This is a genomic window from Marinifilum flexuosum, assembly GCF_003610555.1.
GTDB classification, from domain to species: Bacteria; Bacteroidota; Bacteroidia; order Bacteroidales; family Marinifilaceae; genus Marinifilum; species Marinifilum flexuosum.
Map to the genome: position 1 here is coordinate 86436 of NZ_RAPQ01000012.1, position 24385 is coordinate 110820.

Consider the following 24385-nt stretch of genomic DNA (forward strand, 5'->3'; position numbering starts at 1 on the left):
CCTTAAAATCATACAGCTACACCTTCTCCACCTTCTTAATGCCTCGTCGGTTAAAAATGATTCGATAGCGACGATAGCTGGTCTGATCATCCAGTTTAAAACGAATCACCATATTCATAAAGTAAACCTTTTCTCCCGCTGTCTTTTCAAACTGATCATCCTTTAGGTAGTAAAGTGGAATTTCAGGATTATCCATTTTCTGGATAAAGCGAGACACATTAAAACGAATAATATCCACAACCCCGGTAATGTTGTAATTGCCATATGAATTGTCCAAAGCCTTTTGATCCAAACGAAGTAGCTTTCTGTAAAAGATGATTTTCTCTCCTACTCCCCGACTCTCCACATCAACAATTCGTGATCGGTTTCTGTGTTTCATCACACGAAGAGGCACGGAATCTTCACGAACGAAATCAAAACTCTCCTTACACCAACCAATTTTCTCATCACCCTTTACGCGGATGATACTCTTGTGATCGAAGAATCGCTTATTGATTTTCCCCACTAAATAATGGCGGCTAAGGTCTTTGATTCGATCCTTCAGCATATAGATAATCACCAAGGCAACAAACAAAGGAATGGTAAAGCTTCCCAGGCTTTGCTGAAACACAAAAGTAAGAGCTGCACCTATAATCATGGCCAATCCAGCTGCAATGCTATACAGAACCTGAATCATAAAAACCCCCTCCTTTTTCTTTCGGAATGAAAGCAATAGCTGCCCCTCGAAATATTTCTTAAAGGCTCCCCTGCGATGCACAAACCAACGGTTTTTGTCGGTAGGCTTTTCCTCTACCACCAGGTAGTTTTTGCTCTTTTTGTAGGCAACTTCATCGCGCACCAGACTTAGAATTTCTTCCTTGCATTTATCAATCTCCGGATCATTCACTTTGCGCAAACCACGGTGCAAATAGTAGGAGTGCTCATCGAATTGGTTGCTCATGAACTCATCTCCAAACAGAAAGTAATCGAACATCTCCTTCCGAACCGTAGGCACATTAACAATTCTTCTCAGCTCTCGGTATCGCTCCCCAATCTTTCGAACATTGTTCAGGTAATCCTTAATGAGATATTGGCGATCTTCGGCCTGTTCATTTCTAAGGATATGCTGAATTTCGCGGCGAAGCGCAGAACGAAGAATGGTATGAAACATGCGAATGTGATACTCGTAATTTGCTTCATTCTTGGGAGTGGAATAATTGGCCACCTTCTGGAAAGAATCCTCCAAATACTTGAACACCGATTGATCGCCCAAGGCAATTTCCCTTAGCAGGTAAGGCGGGGTAATCAAACGGATATTGGAATTAAAATCGTTGTAAAAGTCTTCCTTCTTATAGGTAGATGGATTGATATCTAAACTACTTGGAACAAACAGCCAGGTTTTAACCGAAAACTCATTTACCTTCCTATCCTTACTGGGTTCGTACCCCATTTTAATCTCTACAGAAAACTTATCATGTACTTTTACAACTTCATTTATCATTCGCCAGACTTCTTGTAATTTATAATTCGGTGTGCTTTCAATTGTTAAAGATACTGAATTCCTATCAATACCTCTCCTCTTAGAAGCCCCATTTTTAAAGGGATAGCACTTCTATCGTTTGCGGAATTAAAATTCCTGATACATCTCCCTACAGGCCATTAAAAACTTTACTTCACAAGTAATTTTGTTATCCACTTCACTTTTTTCAAAATTCCTGCATCTTTTCCCTTTCCTTCCCGACACCATATAAATTAAAATATCTAGAATATGAAAAATAATCGATCACCTATTGCAGGGGCAGGGGCTGCCATTCTTGCCGCACTTGGAAGTATTACCTGTTGTGGAGCCCCTATTATTGCTGGTATATTGGCCTCATTGGGAATTGGAGCCAGTCAATTGAGTTTTTTACATGCCATGCAACCCTACCTCATCTCGGTTGCCCTGATATCACTAACCATAGGCTTTTATCGTCTTTATTTTAAGAAACCCACTGCTTGTTGTAATACAGAATCCACTGGAAAAACACCGAGCAATAGAAGGGCTAAACTTTTTCTTTGGGTGGTAAGCATTTTTACTATCGTCCTTCTGGGGCTGAGCCTTACAAATTCAAATGCCACGAAGTCATGCTGTCCCAGCCAGCCTAGTCCTGAAACTAGTAATTGCAATGGCGGATGTTCACAAAATCATTAATTGTCACAACAGGAAAACAGTAAGCCATCATAACAACTGAACCTTCATTCTCTTTAAGCAGAGGGTGAAGGTTTTCATGCTTCTTGATAATACAATCCCTTTTGCTTATTTTATCATTCACAAAAAAGCACAAACATGAATTGCGATATTCACAGCATATACCAACGTTACAGCACTCACTTGCTAGCCTTTATTCGTCAGCAGATTAAGGATTCTTCAAGCGCCGACGACCTGCTTCAGGAAGTTTTCTTGAAAACCATGGAATCATGCATCAGCGAGAAGGAAATTAAAAATTTAAAAAGCTGGCTGTTTCAGGTGACTCGCAATACCATTGCCGATTATTTCCGATTGCAAAACAAAGACTTTCGGGAAGAGGAGTACATTAATTTGAACCACCTGAACTCGGCTGATTTTCAACAAATCCTTTCCGATGATGTTTCCGACATGATTAGCCTATTGCCTAAAGAGTATGCCCTTCCGCTGCAATGGAGCGATATTGATGGTATTCCTCAAAAAGAGATTGCCCAAAAACTGGACATCACTCTTCCCGGAGCCAAATCGAGAGTGCAGCGCGCTCGCAAAAAACTTCGCGATTTATTCTTTGAATGCTGCGAAGTGGAATTCGATGCGCAAGGCAATATTGTTTCTTGTGAAATCAAGAGCCATTGTACACCATTGCTCGAAAAAAGAAACAATAGAAAAAACTAATTAACAATCTCCTGTATCGACAAATTTAAACACTAGTGACCAACAATCTACCTCAGTGGGCATTGGAAGGTCAAGCTGCTTATACGCAGAAAACTTTTAGAAAGAAGGGGAAGTTGAGAACTTTGTTCGAAAATCACCCCGCCGCACTTAAAGTTTTCAAGTATCAGTAGTTTGGGTTTACACGCCCTAGATTTTTTGCCTACTTTTTCATCAATGGAAAAAGTAGGAGCCTTCCGGCTTAAGGATTAATGATATTTACTCTTGATTTTTACTGACTTTTCATTTCTGTTTAAAATCCATATCAATAAGCACTTATACTACTAAAGAGTGATTTTTTCAAAAAAAGTCACCCCTTCTTGCATCTTTTACTCCCCCTTTCCGCCTTTACTATGAATTTAAATGAATTAGTAATGACAAAGAACAAGACCATTATCTGTTTCACCCAGATTTATGGGAAAAGTGGAAAGTCCACTTGTTGCCCAGGATAATCGTTGATCATTCACAAGATTACTCTTTGCCCAAAATCATTTTGATTTTCATTGGGACGGTGAATGGGATGCACAATAGTATAATGGTGGCTTTCTCCTCCTTTCAGGGGAGATGCCGACAGGCAGAGGGGTGCTTTTAAATTATCTTTTTATCATTTCACCCTTTAGTCTATCGACAGTTTCCCTGGAAGGGAAACACTCAACCTGTAATTTTTGCGCATTGAATTTTTTCTATAGAGAGTAGTTCAAACGAAAGACAATTATTCAAGTAACAAATCAACAAGTAAAAATTATGCAAGAGAGTTTAATATTAGCATTCAGAAATTTATTTTATCATACAATGGGAGTTATACCAACTCCATTCTACGATAACCTAACGAAAACACTAGGGAACTTTGTTTTCATCACAGCAGAACTGTTTATTCTGTTCATCGCAATTACAGCAATCATCGAGTACATCATGATGCATGTGAACCAGAATAAACTGCAAAAGTTATTCGAAGGAAAAGGAATAATTGGAAACATTGCTGCCGCAGTATTTGGAGCGGTTACTCCATTTTGCGCCTGTTCAACCATTCCTATGACAGTAGGTTTTTTAAACGCCAAAGTTCCTTTCGGATCGGTAATGTCGTTCCTGATATCATCACCATTATTGAACCCAATAATTGTGGCCATGCTGGCAGCAACCGTAGGAGTTCAAAATGCAGCAATTTATTTTGCCCTGTCCTTTACATTGGCAGTACTTTTTGGCTACCTGCTTCAGAAGTTCAATTTTGCCAAACATGTAAAAGCCGTAAAAGTATCAGGTGGAGCTCACTCTGTTAACAATGGAATTGATACAAGAAGATCTTTATCCATGGGTAAAAAAATGGGTTTATCGCTTAAAGCTGGTTGGAATTCACTGGTACCAATTCTACCCTACTTGTTTATAGGTGTTGCAGTTGGCGCAGCCATTTACGGATATCTTCCTAAAGGAGAAACCATAGCACAATATGCAGGCGACGGTAACTTTTTTGCTGTTCCAATTGCCTCTGTAGTGGGTATTCCTTTGTACATCCGTGCCGAAACTGCCATTCCAATTGCCATGTCACTAATCTCAAAAGGAGTAGGTATGGGAACCGCCATTGCTCTGATAATTGGTGGCGCAGGCATGGCCATACCAGAAATGACAATGCTGGCCAAGATCTTCAAGAAAAAGCTTTTGTTCTCCTTCATTGGAGTCATTTTTCTGGTGGCCGTGATTACTGGTTATGCATTCAATATTATCATGTAAAAAAATTGGCATTTGCTGTTAGCTGACCGCTGAAAGCTGATTGCTTTATAACTTTTAAAATATTAAGAAAATGGGATTATTCGGAAAATCAAAAAAGAACACAAGCTGTTGTTCATTCGAAATTGAAGAAGTAAAAGACGACAAGAAGAAAAAGCCAGCATCAAGCTGTTGCGATATCAAAATCGAAGAAGTTAAAGAAGATGAAAAACCGAACCAAACAGGTGACAGCTGTTGTGGTTAAATCAACGAATTGAATTTTTAGAATTCAACCGGTAAGATCACATTAATTATACTGAGAGTATCACTTAAAGTGATGCTCTCAGTGATTTATAAGAACAAGACTTTAATTTTCAACAGGCTCCTCCACTTCCATTCGTCCTTTTAACACATACTCGCGCAATCCATCTAAATTAGCGGTCTGCATGGCTTCAACCGAAAACTCTTCGTTGTGCAGTTTAAACAAATCGCCACAGCCTGCCTCTTCGAACATGGCCGATAGTTTGGGATACTGCTCTGCATCAACATTCATAAAGGTACTCAGGCGATCGATCTTCCAGTAAGGCACGTCGTTTTTGCCCAATCCACAAATCTCCTTCAGTTTATCACCCTCAGGTGTTGTTGCATGGGTAACAAATAAAAAGGTGCGAATCACAAAATCATCATCAATAATATTGGCGACCAAATAGCCCACCTTGCACTTAAATAATTTGATCGTAATTAAAACATAACCGCCGCTTAAAACCATAAATTGAAGGTTTAAAAAGCTTTCGTAAATAACATAGTTTAAAGCCTCCTCATCCAACAAATCCAGCCTTTCTTTCATGCGTTCCAAGGCATGAGATTGAATGTAAATATCCAGATACTCCTTACCACCGCTGTATATCTCTTCTACATCCTTTGCTATGATATATCCATACCAAGGCAAATCATTAATTCGGGGCAATATGAAACGATATACCAAACGCGATTTACCGTGAATATTAATCTTTTTTGACCTGGCATAACCGACACATATTCTTTGGCCAAATGCAAGAGCCGGATTTTTAGGATCACAATAGGTTTCTCGCAAACTTAAACTGTAAATCTTATTTCTTACATTGGAAATGGCGGTGATGGTCTTTCTAAATGCAGCCACATAGTACTCCGCTATTTGGCCGGGAGATAAACTAATGTTATTGGCACTTCCAATGTACTGCCACAATTCCATACGCCTTTGGGGGGTTATTTTGGGATCGTTCATCCCCCAAAAATAACAATACAACAAGCCCAGTTCAATGGTAGAGTACCAAACACCATCGTGAAGCAAAATGGGTTCGCGAAGCCTTTTGTGAATCAAATGACCAATCTGGTTCATTTCACTCGAACTAACATTCTGACCTTCGGTTTTTACAGGATTCGGTACTTCAATCCGATAAATAAACATGATCTTCAGTTCCATTGGACTAAAACGCAGTTCGCTTTCATTCGGAAATTTAGTCCGCAAAAACTCATACATCTTCTTCTCGAATACTTTTAAGCCATTCTTTTTATTCAAAGGCTTACGAACCATTTGGTTGTTTTTCTTTTTCCTCTTCTTAGCCATAACAAATGTCTTATTTTCATAAGTTCCCCTCCAATTTAATAATTAATTCTGTGAATTGTTAAACATTATATACTTTTTTACAGCAGATTATGAGATGGATTGCTTACATTTAAAAATCCTAAAATATTGTCAAGGCTGACAGATCCTCCGGATACTGTCAGGTTTTCCCGACCTGTTAGACTGCGAAGCTGCTGACAGTGTAAAACACAAAACACCTGATACTATGGAATTGCTATACGTTTGGATTGAAGACTACAAAAACATTAAAAAGCAAGGCTTTAACTTTTCGCCGAAGCATTGGTTCGATTTTAAACCTGAAGAAGACAAGGAAGGAAATATAATTGGAGGTACCCTACACCACGAAGAAAGAAACACCAACTATCCGAAAGACTTCTTTGGTGAGAACATTAGCAATGTAACTGCAATTGTTGGCAAGAATGGTAGTGGGAAAAGCACATTAATGGAAGCAATCTTTAAATTTTCACTTGGCAGTGCATTTGAAACAAATGGAATTCCTTTTGTTGAAATTCAAGACATTCCTGGGATTTTTAAAACCATAATTATCTACAGCAAGAATAAAACAACAAAATATTGCGGCTTCACAAACTTGGATATTATTATTAAACATCTAGACATTGAAAGAAAACCACTTGATTTTCATTTAAAAACTACCAAATCATTCATACCGAATGATGACCTTGAAAACCCCTATGAACAAACAAAGAAAGTCAATTTTATTCCATCTTACCTTAATATATATCCTTGCTACTACTCTAATATATTTGATGAAATAAAGATTCAAGAGTATAAAAATAGAGAAGATATATGGTTTAGAACAAATGACACCATCCAAAATAATTCCATTCCTAACACATTTAGAACTGATATTTCGATAAATAATCGAATTAAATCATTTCAAAATATATCAGATTTTCATCATTCTGAAATTACACAACAAGCAATATTCATTAATCAATTTATTCAACTAGAAGAAGACCTCCCATTCTCACTTCCACCTTACCTAATTATCAATCTGAATTTTAGTGTTCAAAATCTAAAAGACCTACTAGAAAGAAGTGAATTAAGAATGAACTGGCTTAAGCAGCATATTCACACGGAACCATATTATCTCCCTAATAAATTTTCTGATCAAATCATCTTATTTCTTTGGCTAAAAGGATTAACAGAAACAAATATTGATGATTATGATACCAAACAGAAAATACAAAGATTCATCAAAAGTATTGATCTAACTACAGAAATTGAATGGAGTGATACATTTTTAGAATTTATAGCTATTCTCTTTGAATCACAAGAAAAAATAACAACTTTTCCCAAAAATAATTTTGATATAATAGAATATTTCATTGGTGTTAAGGAAATCATCACATCTGGTTTATTAAAGAAATATGATTACAATAGAAAAAATGGAATAAAGAGTTTTAGACTTCAAGATAGTAGCAATATTAATAGGATGAATTATTTTATTAATAATGCTAAAAGAATAAACTTTAGCAATATTTTCCAATTTGGTTTTTCATACGATAAAAACGATATTTTCAACTCGATGAGTTCTGGAGAAAAGGCACTCCTAAAGTTTGGTAGCAATATGTGGCATCTTATCTCAAAAATAAAAGAAAACCACACTGATATTATTAGTAATATTCTAACAGAAGATCGAATTAAAATTCCAGACAATCTACTCATAATGTTAGATGAAGCTGAATTAACACTTCATCCTGAGTGGCAAAAAACCTTTCTTGATTGGTCTTTAAGAATAATTCAAATAGTATGTAAAGATTTTGATTCTATTCAAGTTCTTTATTCATCTCATTCACCATTTTTCTTGTCTGATCTTCCTAAGGAAAATGTTATATTTCTAAAATCTCAAAAGGGTAAAGACGTTAATGATAATTCAATTAACCTTTGCCACGTTTGTAAGAGAAAAGAGCAACCAGAGTATACCTTCGGTGCGAACATCCATTCTCTTTACCGCAACTCTTTCTTTTTAGAAAATGGCTTAATGGGTGAATTTGCCAAGGGCAAGATTGATCAAGTCATTCGAAATCTTAACAATGAACTTCAAAATGAAGAAGACAAGATGAGTCCTGGTGACATGCTATTTGTAATTCAACAGATTGGAGAACCATTATTAAAAAATAAACTTCAGGAAATGTTCGACCATTATGAGTTTGAATTAAATGATGAAATTGAAATACTTGAAGCAAAACTTGCTGAACTCAAAAGAAATAAACAATGATTCCAATCATAATTCCAGATACTCAAAACTCCCTAAATGTTCATTGGACTGGTGTAGAATCATTATTCTCAAAAGCTAATAAACAAGATATACTCAAGTGGGTTAAAAGAAATGAATTAGAAACTTTACTAGGAAGTGAAGTAAACAAGCAAATTAAAAACCTAATACTTGCAACTCCATCTTTGTTAAGGCAAATCGCAAATAAAGTTGGAGGCGTTTTAAACACAAAGGATGCTCAGAATTTTAATTTGGGTTTCATTAAAACCAAGTATAATTCTTTTACTGGTAGAGAAGAACATTTGTATCGACCATCAGATCTAGTAGAAAATTTAGGTATTAAAGTTTGTCCTTATTGCAATCGTACTTTCATTATATCCACAAAGAGGAAAAATGGGGAAATCAAACGAACAGATCAATTGGATCACTTTTTCCCGAAAAGTCGATATCCATATTTGGCTTTATGCTTTTATAACCTAATCCCATCTTGTTCTGCTTGTAACCACATCAAAAAAGAACAAGAAATTGGCTTATCCCCTTACGAAATTGAACGTGCTGACGATGTGATAACATTTGAATGGAAACCCAAAGATTCTTCTTTTGCCTATCCTAAAGGAAATATCTTAATTACGCCTACTCCTAACACCAAGGTAAATGGACAAATGCAATCTAACATCGATGCATTTGGTCTAAAAGATCTATATCAAAATCATGACGATGTAGTGAAAGAACTACTTCTAAAAGGGGAAATCTATACAAAAGAATACATTGATAGCTTGGTTGAATCTTTTCCTGATCTAATAGAGAATGAAGAGGTAGCCACACGCTTAATTACATGTAATTATACAAGCGAAGAAGACCTCGGCAAGCGCCCTCTAGCCAAACTCACCAGAGACATCGCCCGCGAGGTAAAGTTTATAAAATAAGCTTTCATCAAAGGCTGACAGATCTACCCAATGCCTTATTCTTATTGATACCCTTACTCCAGTGAGAGCATCAAATCCATATGTCTGAGGGACGTAGTCCTGTGTTCTTCGTAGAAATGTAATGATCAATGCAATATTAGGGACGTAGTCCTGAAATCTAAATATCATTATAGGTTTCCAAAAGAGCTTGTTGATTTTTTTATTCTGTATTTGCCTTGGTATTAGATATCAGGGCTATGCCCCTCTACTTATTCCAATGCTTAATTTTTCTACGACGATTTTAGGGCTAACGCCCCTTTAATCCTATACACTTGCCTAGCTGGTTTTCACGACCTGTCAGACTGCGAAGCTGCTGACAGCGGCATAAGTTTCTAAACTCTTCAAGCCCTATGGCAAACAGATCTACCCCATGCCTTATTCTTATTGATACCCTCACTCCAGTGAGAGCATCAAATCCATATGGCTGAGGGTATCACTCCAAGTGATGCTCTCAGTTTAGACTAGCAAGGGCAATAAGGATAGGAAAAAAAGCAGGCACAGCTCAAAATTGCTATCGGCGACCCCAATTTTGGGGTCTGGGATAGGAATATTGCTGTCTCAGATAGCAAATTTGCTATTGCTACCCCCAATCTTTCCCTCTAAAGGCTCGGCTGAGGGCAAAAATCCTTCGACAGGGGTGTAGTCATACATCAACCTATCACCTCTGAGGCTCGAGTTTACCCAAAATTTGGTCGGCATTGCCCTATTTTAGCTCGGCATTTTCATTGGAAGGCTCAGCATTGCTTTCCCAAAAAACAGCGCTCGTCTAAAAAATGATGGCAAATTGCCCTCGCATACCTCAATTTTGTGCTTCCAAACCTCAATGTCGAGCTTTCGGTTGGAAAAGTGGATGTTGAAAAGGGCAATAATGAGCCTCTGGATAGAAATGCGGAGGATATTTCGTTTAAGCTCGAGCAAATTTAAAGCAAGGTGGAGCTGCAAGTGGAAAATTGCGAGCCTGGCAAGAGAAAGATCAAGCAATTTTTCCCTTTCATCAAAATGTGAAGGAGAAGTTTACACCTACTATTGCATATATTGGTTTATATAAAGATCTTGTAAACTGAGAAAGGATACCGTGCCTGGTACCCTTTCCTTTTGAATCCATCAAACAGGCGAGTCTTACTCGTCTGTTTGTTCTTCGGTTTTCTTCACACCTCGGCCTGGAAAACGTTTCGACAGCTCATCCAATTTATCCTGAGCTCCCGGATGTCCCATTTTAGCAGCATTTTTCATCAAACTATACACCATCAGTGAAGTTCGATAAGCTTCGCTACCTGCCAATGCGTAAGAATCCTTAACAGCTGAAAGAATCTCCGACAATTTGAAGTCGATAGAACGCAATGTGCCTATCGCCTCCACATCGTGATCGAATGCATCAAAATCGATAAATCCGCCTAGCATCGCAGTTTCCTGTCGAGCTACTTCGTGCGACTTGTCTACAAAAGCCACTGATTTATCGCCCATAATTAAAATGTCCTTCTTCTCTTCTTTCGGAAGAACTTTCAATTTAGCCAACAAAACATCATTTAAGGTTTGTAGAGCAGTATCGACCTGAGTTTGCTCCTCAGCTGTTAAAACCAAATCAAACAAATTTTTTTGCATGAAATTTAGTTTTTGATTAATACTAAAAATATCAGTATGAATTTAACAAGTAATTACGGATCAGACGATGACATTTATCATATTTTGCACTTTTCAGCACTTAAACCATTAAATTTCAGTCGCAATACTTATACCGATTATCATTCAACGCCGATAACTATAGGGAGTGTCTTTGGTAGGTTTCACTTCTAAAAGCAGGTTAATACATCTAATATTTATGCTCGCTCACCGATTAAAAAAACCCGTTGAATTCAATCAACGGGTTCATTCAACAGTATTACCTGCAAACTAAAACGGATACATCCTACTGTATTATTCCGTAAACATTTTATATTTTTCAATTTCTTCCTCAGTCATCCAGTGTACATCTTCAGCTTTAGCAGCTTTAATTGTGAAAAAGTAAAAATCTTTCGACCACTCTTTAGAATACCCTAAATCTTCGTAGTATTGAATATTTGGTCTATGCTCTGAACTGCTTTCAGGAAAATCGATTGCTTGCTTTCCATCACTATCAGACCAAGAATGCACACCTAATTTTACAGTACCCTCTTTTGTACGTTTTACACCAGCCAAAAAGAAATCAACTCCTCCCGATGCAATCATCCCTTTGTCTACAATATGTGTATTGATTCCTTTCTCTCTCAAAAGTTTACCAACTTTAAAATTTGTTTCGTCGTCATTTGAGCCTGGAACCTCAACCATCTTAATGATTTTGATATTTGGGTGACCTTCCAACATGTGTTTAAAATCGCCAAGTGTGCTCGATTTTATCTCACCTTTCATTAAAACGGTTTTGTTATCGGCTTGCACCTCAAAAATATCAAACTTGGATTGTAGCGTGTAGTCTACATCATCATCTTTGCTACATGATACAATACTTAAACCTAAAAAAAACAGTAAAATCGATTTTGTAATTAATTCCTTCATTGTGCTAATTGTTTAAAGATTACAATTTGTGTTTTTCAAGCTCATTGTAATCCTACATCTGTAATTTGCTTTATCTATACTCTATAGACAAGCGAAAATGATGACACACGTATTGGATGAAAGAAAATGGGAATTATAATACAACCAGAAAGGGGAAAAATTTCATTAACCACAATGCATCTTTCCCCTATACTCACCAAATCATTTTTTTATTTGGTTGTACCAATTAACAAATAATATCAGGTTTAACACTTAGCAATTTCAACACAAAAATGTGCCAAACCATCAAATTTGCTTAAGCTAAAAAAAGCCGCCAATGGCGACTTCTTGTTTGATCCATCAGGATCATGGAATTGTATGTAAGTAGATTATTTCTCAGATAGTAGAAGCAAGCTGGCTAAAACAGACAAAACACCAAACTTGCTCCATTGGGTAATCTTCCAAAATTTCTGACTGTTCAGGTAGCGATTCAAGCGCCCTGAAAGAATGGCTATCAGGCTAAACACAAGCAATGCCTGTATCATGAAAATGATTCCCAAAACAATCATTTGAATACTAATGGCAATGCCCGATTTGCTAATAAACTGAGGCAAGAATGCAATAAAAAACAAGGAAACCTTAGGGTTTAGCACATTCATCAAGAAACCTTTTCGAACCAGTTTGAATGCACCCATTGGCACTTCTTGCTTTATCGACTCATTCTGATTTCCATCGCCTTTACTTCTTAAAGCGGAAATGGCCAAATAGAACAAATAGGCAGCGCCTAAGTATTTTATTACAGAAAAAACCAGAGCCGATTGCTGTATGATAATAGACAAGCCCAAAGCAGCTGCCGAGGTATGCACCAAAACCCCAAGCGATAAACCTAATGATATGGCCAAACCTGTGCGCTGTCCGCTGCTTACACTCTCGGTTAACACAAAAATATTATCGGGACCAGGCATGATTGATAAAATCACTGATGCCGTTAAAAAAGAAAGTATCATCTCTAATTCCATTCTACACAATCCTTTCGTTAGTAATTACGAGCAAATTAAGTAGTATTAGATCAAATGAGCCTTAGCAATTCTCACATCAAATTGTGCCATTTGCATTTGGTTCAATCTTTACGAATGAATGTTTAGCAATTGTTCTTTCAATTCGGAAGGTTTACATCCCAAATGTTTCTGCACAAATCGACTGTAAGAACTCTGGCTGTCGAAATTCAATTGGTAACTGATTTCCTTATGAGTCAGATCTTCGACCAATAGCATGCTTTTGATTTCCAAGGCCAACAACTCATGTATGATTTGCAAAGGAGTCTTGCCCATTTTTTCTTTCAACTCGCTATTCAGTTTACTCAACGAAACATTCAGCATTTTTGCATATTCGGCAACCAATCGCATTTGCTTAAAATTGCTTTCAGCCATATCAATAAAGCGATCTATCAAAGCATCGTGTTTCGAACTTTCAGCCTTTTGTGGAAGAATGTCCAAAATCTGAAAAAACACATAGGCAAACAGGTGCCTGATTTGATGCATCTTGTACTCTCCTCCTGAAAAATACAGCTCTTTTAATTGTGTAAAGCCATTGTAAAGCAAATCGAAGTGCTCCAAATTGAGTTGAGTATAAGGATTCTTTCGAAGCATTTTCATAAAATCATTTTGAACCGGCAATAAACTGGCTTGCAAGAATTCTTTGGTAAACTGAATGATGATACCATTCTCTTCCCTCTTGCGCTTCATTAAATGCACTTGATTGGGCATTACCACATACAATGATTTTTCACTAATGGGATATTCTTGAAAGTCGATCAACTGCGATCCTGTCCCACCCTTTTCAAACAAAATGATCTCAAAATAATCGTGCCTGTGAATGCTGGTAAAATCATACACGGGTTTGTGTTCGATTTCTATCATTTGAAAAGACAAATGATCATGATTCGCATTTTGTAACTCCTGTATCTTCATCAACTCTTTTGTATTGGGAAAGGAAATGCAATCTAATTGATTTTTATTAAAAAACCCATATTGTACTTTCTGCATAAAAAACTGGCTTATAATAATAACTCCAATCAGGTAGATCTTCGATTACCGCTACTTAAGAAATTAAATGATAGTAGTAATTCTAAAATATACACATCTCCAATCGGAGATATTAATCTTGATTTTGTAAAACAAATCAACTCATAAACAAGCGTATTCCCAATAAATTTAAGTGATGAACAGTATCTTGAAGTGTTAAAATTCCTTATCAATTTTAACAATTAAAAAATTTATTTTTTTAGTATGCTTATTTTGAATGCTTTGAAAATTAATATTTGTTAAACTTCAATAAAATCGCAGGTTTCGTTTCGTAAGCTTAATTTTTTTGCTTAATTTCAGGGTAGAAAGATTAATCAAAAAGGCTTAACGAAGCCGAACATACGCGCAGAACAAAACCGGTTTACACTTATCAGAATATTAACTTATCCACTTGTGGATATTAAATATAGGAGGAATTGTGATGAACATGAAAATGCAATCCGTAGGTTTTAAAGCAGATAGCAAATTAGAAGCTTTCATTAACCAAAAACTTAAAAAGCTTGAGAAGTTGGAAAACAGTATTACCACTTACAATGTAATACTAAACGTAGACAAAGCTAGTAATAGGGAAAATAAGGTTGTTGAGGTGAAAATGCAGGTTCCAGGATCGGAACTATTTGCAAAAAAACAAAGCAAAACATTTGAAGAAGCAACAGATTTGGTAGCAGATGCACTTCGAAGCCAAATTCTAAAATATAAAGAAAAGAAATAACCCTCGAACAGAAACGGAGCCAATCGGCTCCGTTTTTTTTATTCCTTGAAACCAATATCTTGATGCGAACCATCACAGAATGGTTTGTTCTTCGAAGCTCCACACCTACAAAAATAGCAAGCATCTTCCATAGCTTCCCGCTTTCCATCTGACCTAACCAATGTGATTGGCCCTTCAACCATCAATGGTCCATTGGTCATTACCTCTATTTTTTTACCTGTTTCTAAAGCTTTTATTGGCCCCTTATCAGCCTCATCCTCTTCTGGAGAATTCATATAAAATGATAAAGCACGCGACGGACATTTTTGCACCTGCCTAATAATTGATTCCGTATCTGCTCCTTGCATTTTAATCCAAGGACGAGTTCCTGGCTGAAAAACTGTTGGTAAACCTTTAAAACAGATTCCGGCATGAATACAAATAGCCGAATCATAAACAACAGTTACCTCTCCATTTGAATATTCCTTTTTTGTATTCTTCATGATTTCTTGTTTTGATGTTAGATTGTCACCACTTAATTTACCACATTTTTAAAAAAATTGCAGATTTTTATTTCAAAGCATAAAAAAAGTTCTTACAACAATCTCCTCATCCTGAACCACCTGCAAAAACAAGCAAAAGCAGGCAAAATAAATTCTTACTTTTAGTATAAAAAAGCTCTTGCAGATCTAAAAAAATGTTCTACTTTTGTCGCAGACTTTTGAGAAACGATAGTCTTAAAGTCTACAAAAACACACGGGTGTAGCTCAGTTGGTAGAGCACTGGTCTCCAAAACCAGGTGTCGGGAGTTCGAGTCTCTCCTCCCGTGCAAGACCTTCCGAATTTTCGGAAGGTTTTTTTGTATCTATAAAAAAACAAAACCGCCCGAAGGCGGTTCTCTGTTTTTAATTGTTCCTACACTAATATTACTAACTCTGGTATGAAGAGTCACCTATCGGTGATTTCACACACGCTCTTTCAATAAATAATTGTCTGCTATTTCCTGATGACTTTCTCGGTTTAAATTGTTTTTAAATCCTCGTTTTGATTTCTTCGATTGAGGTCGTCTTCTCTTTTCTCTGGTCTGTTCAGCTCTAAAAGTTTTAGACATAACACCAAATTTTTAGTTCTTCAAAAATCATATTGTCAGATATTTTTACGGAATATTTGCCTGGGACGTTACAAAAAAATGTATTTGATATTCAATAACCTTTCTATTTCACTCAAAGACCTACAATCCTACTTCAATTTACACTTCCAAAAGTTCCTGAGCGAAGTCGAAGGGCCGAAAAAAAATAAAAGAGTTATCTTTAATAAAACCAAGCTCATATAATATGCTCTGCTTATACCTACATATTACAATGAAATGATGGTTCTTACTATACTGGTAGTACCAAGAACTTAGATAAACGATTAGAAGAACACATGCTTGGCTTAAGTTCTAAATTCACTAAAAAACACTTACCAGTAAAGTTGGTTTATTTCGAAGAATTTGACAGAGTAGATGATGCTTTCTACAGAGAAAAACAAATAAAAGGTTGGAGTAGAATAAAGAAAGAAGCATTGATTAGTAATCAAAAGGAAGAACTAAAATTACTCTCAGCATGTAAAAACAAAACGCACTACAAAAAATTGTAATGCGTTTGATATTGTAATGGCCCTTCGGCTTCGCTCAGGGACCGCTCCTACTCCATTTTGCAGATTCAAGGGTTCCTGAGCGGAGTCGAAGGACCTGTTAATTCAGAGGATTCAAAGCTACAGCAGCTGCATATCATACAGCTTCTTATAGGCTCCATCTTTCTCGATTAATTCATCGTGCTTGCCACGTTCTACAATTTTTCCTTCGTGGAATACACAAATTAGGTCTGCATTCTTCACAGTTGATAAACGGTGTGCAATCACCAATGAAGTTCTATTCTCCATTAACTTATCCAAGGCATCCTGCACCAATCTTTCCGACTCTGTATCCAAAGCTGAGGTTGCCTCATCCAAAATCATAATTGGAGGGTTTTTAAGAACCGCACGTGCAATACTCAATCGCTGACGTTGACCTCCTGAAAGTTTACTACCTCGATCACCAATATTGGTATCGTAACCATTCTCTGTAGCACTGATAAAGTCATGAGCATTGGCAATTTTAGCAGCAGCTATTACATCATCCATTGTAGCGTTCTCAACTCCAAAGGCAATGTTATTAAATATGGTATCATTAAAAAGAATTGATTCCTGATTCACATTCCCCATCAGGTTACGTAAATCTTTCATCTTGTAGTCACGAATATCAACACCATCAACCGAAATACTACCATCATTTATATCGTAAAATCTTGGTAACAAATCTACGAAAGTAGTTTTACCCGAACCTGATTGACCAACCAATGCTACTGTCTTTCCCTTTGGGATTTCCAGATCAACATTCTTCAAAACATTCTTTTCTCCATTGTATGAGAAGGTAACATTCTTATAATGGATAGAATTTCCAAATTCATTAACTGATATTGCATTTTCTTTATCGGTAATGGTAGATTTTGCTTCCAATAACTGATCGATACGATCCATTGCTGCTAAACCTTTTTGAATTGTATATGCTGCTTTTGAAAAAGCTTTTGCTGGAGCAATAATCATATAAAACATTCCTAAATAGGCAATAAATGTAGAACCAGTTAAATTGCCAGTACCATTAAGAATTAACATCCCTCCATAGCACATTATCGTTAACATTACCAATGTTCCCATGAATTCGCTCACTGGATGTGCCAACACATAACGACGCATCATACTATTCATGATTCTTCTGTAAGAGTTACTTTCTTCAGAAAAACGAACATGCATTTTTTCTTCGGCATTAAAAGCCTTAATAATTCTCAATCCAGATAAACTCTCCTCAATGGTAGATAAGATATCCCCCATTTTATTTTGTCCATCCCTCGAAGATTTCTTCAACGTTTTACCAGTTAAACCAATAATATAACCTGCAATTGGCAACATGATAAATACAAATAAGGTTAGCTGAACACTGATTAATAACAATCCAATTAAATAAACCAATATCATAATTGGATTTTTGAAGATCATATCAATGGAACTCATCACAGAAATCTCTACTTCCTGAACATCTCCAGTTGAACGTGCAATAATATCTCCTTTCTTTTCGGCCGAGAAAAAAGGAAGAGGCAATGAAACCATTTTATTGTAAATCTGCAAGCGTAAATCCCTTACTACTCCGTTTCTGATATTAACTGAGTGATATGAACCCAAAAAAGTAAATAATACTTTAAAGAACACCATGGTTAATGCAACCGCAGCTATAAAAAACAAGGTATACTCAGCACCATAATTATTCTTTACCACGGTTATGTAATAATTAAAATTGTGCACTGCTACATCTGTTTTCAGTTCCCAGGGCACTTTCTCAAGAACTGCAACATCTACACTTTTATTAAAAAATGTATCTAACACAGGTACAATTGCTCCCAAGGAAAAAACACCAAAAATAGCCCCCAACAGGTTGTAAACAAACATCATTATTGTATCTCCCTTGTAAGGAGGTAAGAATCGCTGAAGAACCTTTATAAAATCTTTCATTAATGATTAAATATGTGAAACAAAATCATTGAGAAAACCACAATTCTCTCAATAAAAATAGGCTGTAAAAGTACAACTCTTACAGCCTAAAAACAAAGTATTAACAAATATTAATGCTTTCTAGATTCCTGTATAATTATCAGGACTAATTGTCTTCAATTGAGCTTTCAAATCATCATCAATCTCAAGCGTATCGATAAATTCAGCAATACTTTCCTGAGTAACGTGAGTATTTGTTCTGGTTAAAGCTTTTAATGCTTCGTATGGATTTGGATATCCTTCGCGACGCAAAATGGTTTGAACCGCTTCAGCCACTACTGCCCAGTTTGCTTCCAAATCAGCTTCAAAAGCTTCTTTTGCAATAATCAGTTTATCTAAACCTTTCAATAAAGATTTAAATGCGATAATTGTGTGAGCAAATGGTACTCCAATATTTCTTAAAACAGTAGAGTCTGTAAGGTCACGCTGCAAACGAGAAACTGGTAATTTTGTAGCCAAATGCTCGAAAGTTGCATTTGCCAAACCTAAGTTTCCTTCCGAATTTTCAAAATCGATAGGATTTACTTTATGAGGCATTGCAGATGATCCTACTTCACCTTTTTTGATTTTCTGCTTGAAGTAATTCATAGAAATATACGTCCAGAAATCACGGTTCAAGTCAACCAAAATGGTATTGATACGCTTCAAGTTATCAAAGATCGCCCCCATATTATCGTAGTTAGAAATCTGAGTAGTTAACTCTTCTCTTTCTAATTTTAAAATATCATTCACAAAGTGATTACCGAACTCTGCCCAATCAACCTCAGGATATGCTACATGGTGAGCATTGAAGTTACCTGTTGCACCACCAAATTTAGCAGAACAAGGAACACTCTTCAATAAATCCAATTGCTTCTTCAAACGATAAACGTACACTTGAATTTCTTTACCCAAACGAGTTGGAGATGCAGGCTGACCATGAGTACGAGCCAACATTGCAATTTCTTTCCAATCTTCAGAAAGACTTTCCAATTTTGCAATCAACTGATCCAACAATGGGTAATACACATCATATACAGCATCACGCAAAGAATATGGAGTAGCTGTATTATTGATATCCTGAGAGGTTAATCCGAAATGGATAAATTCCTTGAATTTTTCAAGTTGTAAAGCGTCAAATTTTTCTTTGATAAAATACTCAACTGCCTTTACATCATGGTTGGTTACACTCTCGATATCCTTCACTTTTTGCGCATCCTCAACGGTAAAATCAAGATAAATGCTACGCAAGTCAGTATATAAATCTTTGTTAAAATCTTTCAACTGTGGAAGAGGAACCTCGCAAAGAGCAATAAAATATTCTACTTCAACCAACACTCTGTAACGTACCAAAGCGTACTCTGAAAAATACTCACCCAATACGTCTACTTTGTCACGGTAACGCCCGTCAACCGGCGAAATTGCTGTCAAACTTTGCATTTCTAAAATATTAAATGTCAATAATGGTTATTTAGAGTCACAAAGGTAATTAAAAGCTATGAAATGTGATAAATATGATGCAAGATAATAGATCACACATTTAAGTTTTAGGTTCTTTCAGTATTTCACTTTTAATCTTATTTTTGTTAATACACACAATTGTTATCTCACATCTATAAAAACATGAAATTTATTAAAGATTTTGGCTTTGGTTTACGTACTTACTCAGAAGCCTTGAATTACATATTCAAAAAAAGACTTGCATGGTTCTTTATTTTTCCACTGCTATTGAATATTCTACTATTCTGGATCGGATGGGATTATATCAATTCACTATCGGAATTCACTCAAAACTATCTACAAAATTGGTTGGATCTTGAAAATGCAGATTTTTGGGGCTCAGGATTCTTAAAAGCAACAATCGGTGGATTTATATGGATTGTATTTAAGGTGCTTTTCTTCCTGATGTTTGCTTATTTCGGTGGATACATCATTATTATTATCATGTCTCCGGTTTTCTCTTACTTATCGGAACGAACAGAGAAAATTAAAACAGGAAACGATTATCCTTTTGAATTCAGACAACTGGTTAAGGACATAATTCGTGGTGTTTTTATTGCAGTCAGAAACCTTTGCATCGAGTTGCTATTGACTGTATTAATGTTTTTCCTAAGCTTTATTCCAATCATTGGCTGGGCATCAGCCATAATGTTATTCTTCATTTCGGCTTACTTTTATGGTTTTTCCTTTTTAGATTATGCCATAGAAAGAAAAAGATTTAGCATTAAGGAAAGTGTACAGTTTATGAGAGAAAACAAAGGAATCGTAATAGCCAATGGATTTGTATTTTCTTTATGTCTTATTGTTCCATTCTGTGGTGTATCCATCTCTAGTTTTGCCGCAATAATTTCTGTTGTTGCTGGAACTTTGGCTGTTAATGAGATTTGGGAAAAAGAAAAACATTAAATCTTCTCAGCCACAAAAGAATTATTGCAACTTAATTGTTATCTTATATACAATAAACAACTAAAAGTACTTTTATGAATCATATCGGTAAAATTATTCTCTCATTATTGTTTTTGCTCATCAGCTTTGCTCCTAAAGCTCAAAACACTCCTGATTCTATAGTTGAATCGACAAAAAAACTAGTGTATAAATTTGACATTAAAAGAGAAATTGGTCCAGCTGCCTGGCGCCAAACAAAAGATGCCTTTGAGGAAGCTGATGAATTAAATGCTGATTTGATTTTAATTCACATGAACACATACGGAGGTATGGTAATTCATGCAGATTCCATCCGCACTGCTATTTTGAATAGCAAAAAGCCTGTTTATGTATTTATCGATAACAATGCAGCTTCGGCAGGAGCATTAATTTCCATTGCTTGCGATAGCATTTACATGAGAACTGGCGCCAATATTGGTGCTGCAACGGTTGTAAACCAGACCGGAGAGGCAATGCCTGATAAATATCAATCCTACATGAGATCTACAATGCGAGCAACGGCAGAATCTCATGGAAAGGATACTCTTGTTCAAGCTGGAGATACCATTTATAAATGGAAACGAGATCCTCTAATTGCAGAGGCCATGGTGGATCCAAGAACTTATATTGAAAATGTGATTGATACTGGAAAAGTACTCACCTTTACTCCTGATGAAGCCATTAAAAATGGATATTGTGAAGGCATAGCCAACAATGTTTCTGAAGTTTTAAAAAAAGCCGGAGTGAAAGAGTATACCATAAAATCCTACGAGCCATCTGGTATAGAAAAAGTGGTTGATTTCATGATAAATCCTGTATTGCAAGGAATTCTAATCATGATTATTATAGGAGGAATATATTTTGAATTGCAAACTCCTGGAATCGGATTCCCAATTCTAGCTTCTGCAATTGCAGCAGTATTGTACTTCTCTCCTCTTTACCTGGAAGGAATGGCTGAAAACTGGGAGATTATTCTTTTTGGAGCCGGAGTGGTTCTGCTCGCCGTGGAGATATTTGTAATTCCAGGTTTTGGAGTTGCAGGAGTTTCAGGGATCATATTCATCATTACAGGCTTGACTTTAAGTTTGGTCGATAATGTAGCTTTCGAATTTGAGCCTCGACATATCAAAACCATTGTAGCTTCCTTACTTTTGGTAATTTTTTCAATGCTGGTAGCCATAGTGGGATCTATATACATGAGTAAAAAACTATTTTCCTCCAATTCATTCCTTGGACATTTGGCTCTAAGTACTGTTGAAAATGCGGAAGAAGGTTACGTTGGCGTTGACATGAGTGCAAAAAACATGGTTGGAAAAATTGGAGTAGCCATTAGTGTGCTGCGTCCATCTGGAAAAGTAATTATCGACAACCAGATATATGATGCCAAATCGGAAGATGGTTTTATCGATAAAGAGACAGAAGTGGAAGTAATTCGATTTGAAACAGGTCAGGTTTATGTGATAAAAAAAGAAAGTGATGAGTAAAATCAAGATTCGAGAATATGAGACTCATGATTTTGCAGCTGTTCTCGGTTTATGGGAATTAACTGGTTTAGCTGACGAAAAACGTGCTGATTCAGCACTTACTATTGAAAAGAGCCTGCAGTTTGGAGGTAAATTTTGGATTCTTGAAGATTTAACCAGTGACGAATGCATCGGAACCATTTGGCTTACCAATGATTCCCGAAGGTTGTATCTCCATCATTTAGGTGTTCATCCAAACTATCAGCAAAAAGGATATGGTAGATTATTGAGCGAAAAAGCATTACAATTTGCCAAGAAAGCGAATATGCAAATAAAGCTTGAGGTACATGAGGAGAACAAGTATGCAATAAAACTTTATCAAAAGCTCGGATTTAAATACCTGGACAAATACGATGTAATGATCAAACGTAAACACTAAAATCGATAAATGGATTATATCAATCAACTCATATCAACTACAGAAATAACAACCGAAACCATATTTTGGAGATTATTATTTAGTTTTTTCATTGGTGCCATTATTGGCTTAGAGCGTGAGGCACATAGACAACCTGCTGGATTGCGTACCCACATCTTAATATGCATGGGCGCCACGTTAATCATGCTTCTTTCGATTTTTGTTCCACAAACTTTTCAAAATTTCCAAAATGGTGATCCTGGCAGAATTGCTGCTCAAGTAGTTTCAGGTATTGGTTTCTTGGGAGCTGGAGCAATTATGAAGTTTGGTGTTAATGTAAAAGGATTAACCACCGCAGCTTCCATATGGGTTATTGCAGCTCTTGGTTTAGCCATTGGTGCAGGCATGTATATTGGTGTATTAATAGGAACAGCTATTTTATTGGTTGCACTGATGGCAATGGATGTAATTGAAAAGAAATTATTTCCTGGAAAATATATCAAACGACTTCACATTCATATAAAAAACAAAGAAGTTTCTCCTGATGAATTTAAGGGTATATTGAAAAATCATAAAGTAGCAATTCGAACCATTGATGTGGAACAGCATTACGATGAAAATAAAATTAGTTACTACCTAACTGTTCAAATATCAGAAAGAGTTAAACTAAATGAACTAACTGCCGAATTGGGTAGTATTCCAGGAATAAAAAGAGTAAAATTGCAACAAATTCTATAAGCATCAGCTTGTATCACCGATACCTTATAAACTACTTGTTTTATGAAGCTATTAACAGCCGAAGGTCTTCTTAATTTTAAGAATCTTGAAAAAATCACAAAGAAGCCTAAGTTATTTGCCAAAGATGATGGGAATTTTTGGCAAGATCCATATATATCAGAACATCTTCTATACGCTCATCTTGATGATGATTCAGATCAAGGATCAAGAAAATACGAAAATATTATTCAAGCTGTTAACTGGCTTTGTTCCTATATGAAATTGCCTGAAGACAGCAAATACCTTGATCTTGGTTGTGGACCTGGCTTATACAGCGAAAATTTCTTTGGACAAGGATTTGATGTAACAGGAATCGACTTTTCTGAAAACTCTATCAATTACGCAAAAGAGCAAGCGGCAGAATTTGGCTACCCAATTCAATACTTGTGTAAGGACTATCTGGATATTGATTATGAGAATGAATTCGATGTTGTTAGTTTAATTTACGGAGATTTGTGTGTGTTATCACACCAAGATCGCGACAAACTTCTTAAAAAAGTTTATAAAGCACTTAAACCTGGTGGATTCCTAATATTCGATGTGTTTACCAAATACTATTTTGAAACAAGAGAACCTGATCAATCGTGGTACATTAGCGAAGAAGACGGTTTTTGGAGCGAAAAAGAACACCTGCTTCTTCAATCGCATTACAAATACAAGAAAGAAAAAATTCGTCTCGATAAATACACCTTAATTTTCAATGATGGTGAAATGAGAACTCATCACATTTGGAAGCATTATTTTTCGGTAAAAAGAGCAATTGCAATGGCCGAGGAGCTCGGATTTACAGTTAAGGATTACTGGGCAAATTTAAGAGGAAAACCATATGAAGATGGCAGTCCTTGGATTGGGATGATTGTACAGAAGTAAGCTAAAAAGCTTCTTATAATAGCGTGGAAAAATTCCTTTTCTCTTCTATAAGCTTGATTCTAAACACAAAATAAAAACCCGAAAAATATAATTTCTCGGGTTTC

The 24385-nt window shown here is 36.2% G+C and carries 22 protein-coding genes, 1 tRNA gene and 2 pseudogenes; 15 read left to right on the top strand and 10 right to left on the bottom strand.

Annotation, left to right across the window (positions count from 1 at the left end):
* Positions 1–16: 16 nt before the first annotated feature.
* Complete coding sequence (locus BXY64_RS18450; RefSeq protein ID WP_120241456.1) at positions 17–1480, bottom strand: hypothetical protein; 1464 nt, start codon at positions 1478–1480, stop codon at positions 17–19.
* Between the two features lie 267 nt (positions 1481–1747).
* On the opposite strand from BXY64_RS18450, the gene BXY64_RS18455 reads away from it, so the two are divergent.
* The 4 genes from BXY64_RS18455 (at position 1748) to BXY64_RS21395 (ending at position 4880) form a co-directional block, all read left to right on the top strand.
* The gene (locus tag BXY64_RS18455) at positions 1748–2170 is read left to right on the top strand and encodes a mercuric transporter MerT family protein (protein WP_120241457.1); all 423 of its coding nucleotides are present in this window, start codon (positions 1748–1750) and stop codon (positions 2168–2170) included.
* A gap of 135 nt (positions 2171–2305) precedes the next feature.
* A complete protein-coding gene (locus tag BXY64_RS18460) occupies positions 2306–2878 on the top strand; it encodes a sigma-70 family RNA polymerase sigma factor (RefSeq protein WP_120241458.1) in 573 nt (190 codons plus the stop codon).
* Positions 2879–3706: 828 nt separating this feature from the next.
* Positions 3707–4639 carry a permease gene (locus BXY64_RS18465; protein WP_147376048.1) on the top strand — a complete coding sequence of 311 codons (933 nt, stop codon included), beginning with the start codon at positions 3707–3709 and terminating at the stop codon, positions 4637–4639.
* 70 nt (positions 4640–4709) lie between these two features.
* Positions 4710–4880: a hypothetical protein gene (locus tag BXY64_RS21395; protein ID WP_170150704.1), complete on the top strand. Its 171-nt coding sequence runs from the start codon at positions 4710–4712 to the stop codon at positions 4878–4880.
* 102 nt (positions 4881–4982) lie between these two features.
* Here the strand turns inward: BXY64_RS21395 and BXY64_RS18470 are convergent, their stop codons facing one another.
* The gene (locus BXY64_RS18470) at positions 4983–6221 is read right to left on the bottom strand and encodes a hypothetical protein (RefSeq protein WP_120241460.1); all 1239 of its coding nucleotides are present in this window, start codon (positions 6219–6221) and stop codon (positions 4983–4985) included.
* 223 nt (positions 6222–6444) lie between these two features.
* Here BXY64_RS18470 and BXY64_RS18475 point away from each other — a divergent pair, with 223 nt between their 5' ends.
* Together BXY64_RS18475 and BXY64_RS18480 are read left to right on the top strand one after the other, a co-directional pair.
* The gene (locus BXY64_RS18475; RefSeq protein ID WP_120241461.1) at positions 6445–8481 is read left to right on the top strand and encodes an AAA family ATPase; all 2037 of its coding nucleotides are present in this window, start codon (positions 6445–6447) and stop codon (positions 8479–8481) included.
* Complete coding sequence (locus tag BXY64_RS18480) at positions 8478–9404, top strand: HNH endonuclease (RefSeq protein WP_120241462.1); 927 nt, start codon at positions 8478–8480, stop codon at positions 9402–9404. The genes BXY64_RS18475 and BXY64_RS18480 overlap by 4 nt, the downstream gene beginning before the upstream one ends.
* A gap of 1158 nt (positions 9405–10562) precedes the next feature.
* Here BXY64_RS18480 and BXY64_RS18485 read toward each other — a convergent pair.
* The 4 genes from BXY64_RS18485 to BXY64_RS18500 all read right to left on the bottom strand — a co-directional run bounded on the left by BXY64_RS18485 (position 10563) and on the right by BXY64_RS18500 (position 13996).
* A complete protein-coding gene (locus BXY64_RS18485) occupies positions 10563–11045 on the bottom strand; it encodes a hypothetical protein (protein ID WP_120241463.1) in 483 nt (160 codons plus the stop codon).
* A gap of 312 nt (positions 11046–11357) precedes the next feature.
* Entirely contained in the window at positions 11358–11972 is a 615-nt protein-coding gene (locus BXY64_RS18490; protein ID WP_120241464.1) for an alpha/beta hydrolase, read from the bottom strand.
* 368 nt (positions 11973–12340) lie between these two features.
* Positions 12341–12970 carry a LysE family translocator gene (locus BXY64_RS18495; protein WP_120241465.1) on the bottom strand — a complete coding sequence of 210 codons (630 nt, stop codon included), beginning with the start codon at positions 12968–12970 and terminating at the stop codon, positions 12341–12343.
* A gap of 108 nt (positions 12971–13078) precedes the next feature.
* Positions 13079–13996 (bottom strand): AraC family transcriptional regulator, encoded by a 918-nt coding sequence (locus tag BXY64_RS18500; RefSeq protein ID WP_120241466.1) that lies wholly within the window; start codon positions 13994–13996, stop codon positions 13079–13081.
* Between the two features lie 460 nt (positions 13997–14456).
* Between BXY64_RS18500 and hpf the strand changes: the two genes are divergently transcribed.
* On the top strand, positions 14457–14747 hold the full coding sequence (gene hpf / locus BXY64_RS18505; RefSeq protein WP_120241467.1) for a ribosome hibernation-promoting factor, HPF/YfiA family: 291 nt from the start codon (positions 14457–14459) through the stop codon (positions 14745–14747).
* A 38-nt stretch (positions 14748–14785) separates the two neighbouring features.
* On the opposite strand, the gene BXY64_RS18510 is transcribed toward hpf, so the two are convergent.
* On the bottom strand, positions 14786–15229 hold the full coding sequence (locus tag BXY64_RS18510) for a (4Fe-4S)-binding protein (RefSeq protein WP_120241468.1): 444 nt from the start codon (positions 15227–15229) through the stop codon (positions 14786–14788).
* Positions 15230–15482: 253 nt separating this feature from the next.
* Here BXY64_RS18510 and BXY64_RS18515 point away from each other — a divergent pair.
* Positions 15483–15555 (top strand) — tRNA-Trp (locus BXY64_RS18515).
* 135 nt (positions 15556–15690) lie between these two features.
* Here BXY64_RS18515 and BXY64_RS21400 read toward each other — a convergent pair.
* Positions 15691–15837, bottom strand: a complete 147-nt coding sequence (locus BXY64_RS21400) for a hypothetical protein (RefSeq protein ID WP_170150705.1) — start codon at positions 15835–15837, stop codon at positions 15691–15693.
* A 269-nt stretch (positions 15838–16106) separates the two neighbouring features.
* Between BXY64_RS21400 and BXY64_RS18520 the strand changes: the two are divergent.
* A pseudogene (locus tag BXY64_RS18520) lies at positions 16107–16364 on the top strand (GIY-YIG nuclease family protein); the annotation flags it as partial.
* A 117-nt stretch (positions 16365–16481) separates the two neighbouring features.
* Here the strand turns inward: BXY64_RS18520 and BXY64_RS18525 are convergent.
* Both BXY64_RS18525 and purB read right to left on the bottom strand, forming a co-directional pair.
* A complete protein-coding gene (locus BXY64_RS18525; protein WP_120241469.1) occupies positions 16482–18311 on the bottom strand; it encodes an ABC transporter ATP-binding protein in 1830 nt (609 codons plus the stop codon).
* A gap of 120 nt (positions 18312–18431) precedes the next feature.
* Positions 18432–19769 carry an adenylosuccinate lyase gene (gene purB / locus BXY64_RS18530; protein WP_120241470.1) on the bottom strand — a complete coding sequence of 446 codons (1338 nt, stop codon included), beginning with the start codon at positions 19767–19769 and terminating at the stop codon, positions 18432–18434.
* A gap of 183 nt (positions 19770–19952) precedes the next feature.
* On the opposite strand from purB, the gene BXY64_RS18535 reads away from it, so the two are divergent.
* The 6 genes and pseudogenes from BXY64_RS18535 (at position 19953) to BXY64_RS18555 (ending at position 24281) form a co-directional block, all read left to right on the top strand.
* Positions 19953–20735, top strand: coding sequence for an EI24 domain-containing protein (locus BXY64_RS18535; RefSeq protein ID WP_120241471.1), 783 nt, complete (start codon positions 19953–19955; stop codon positions 20733–20735).
* A 74-nt stretch (positions 20736–20809) separates the two neighbouring features.
* Positions 20810–21505, top strand: a pseudogene (locus BXY64_RS21780) (NfeD family protein); the annotation flags it as partial.
* Between the two features lie 51 nt (positions 21506–21556).
* Entirely contained in the window at positions 21557–22237 is a 681-nt protein-coding gene (locus BXY64_RS21755; RefSeq protein WP_449405343.1) for an NfeD family protein, read from the top strand.
* Positions 22230–22655, top strand: a complete 426-nt coding sequence (locus BXY64_RS18545) for a GNAT family N-acetyltransferase (protein WP_120241473.1) — start codon at positions 22230–22232, stop codon at positions 22653–22655. The genes BXY64_RS21755 and BXY64_RS18545 overlap by 8 nt, the downstream gene beginning before the upstream one ends.
* Before the next feature lie 9 nt (positions 22656–22664).
* Positions 22665–23372, top strand: a complete 708-nt coding sequence (locus tag BXY64_RS18550; RefSeq protein ID WP_120241474.1) for an MgtC/SapB family protein — start codon at positions 22665–22667, stop codon at positions 23370–23372.
* 42 nt (positions 23373–23414) lie between these two features.
* Positions 23415–24281, top strand: coding sequence for a class I SAM-dependent methyltransferase (locus tag BXY64_RS18555; RefSeq protein WP_120241475.1), 867 nt, complete (start codon positions 23415–23417; stop codon positions 24279–24281).
* Positions 24282–24385: the final 104 nt, after the last annotated feature.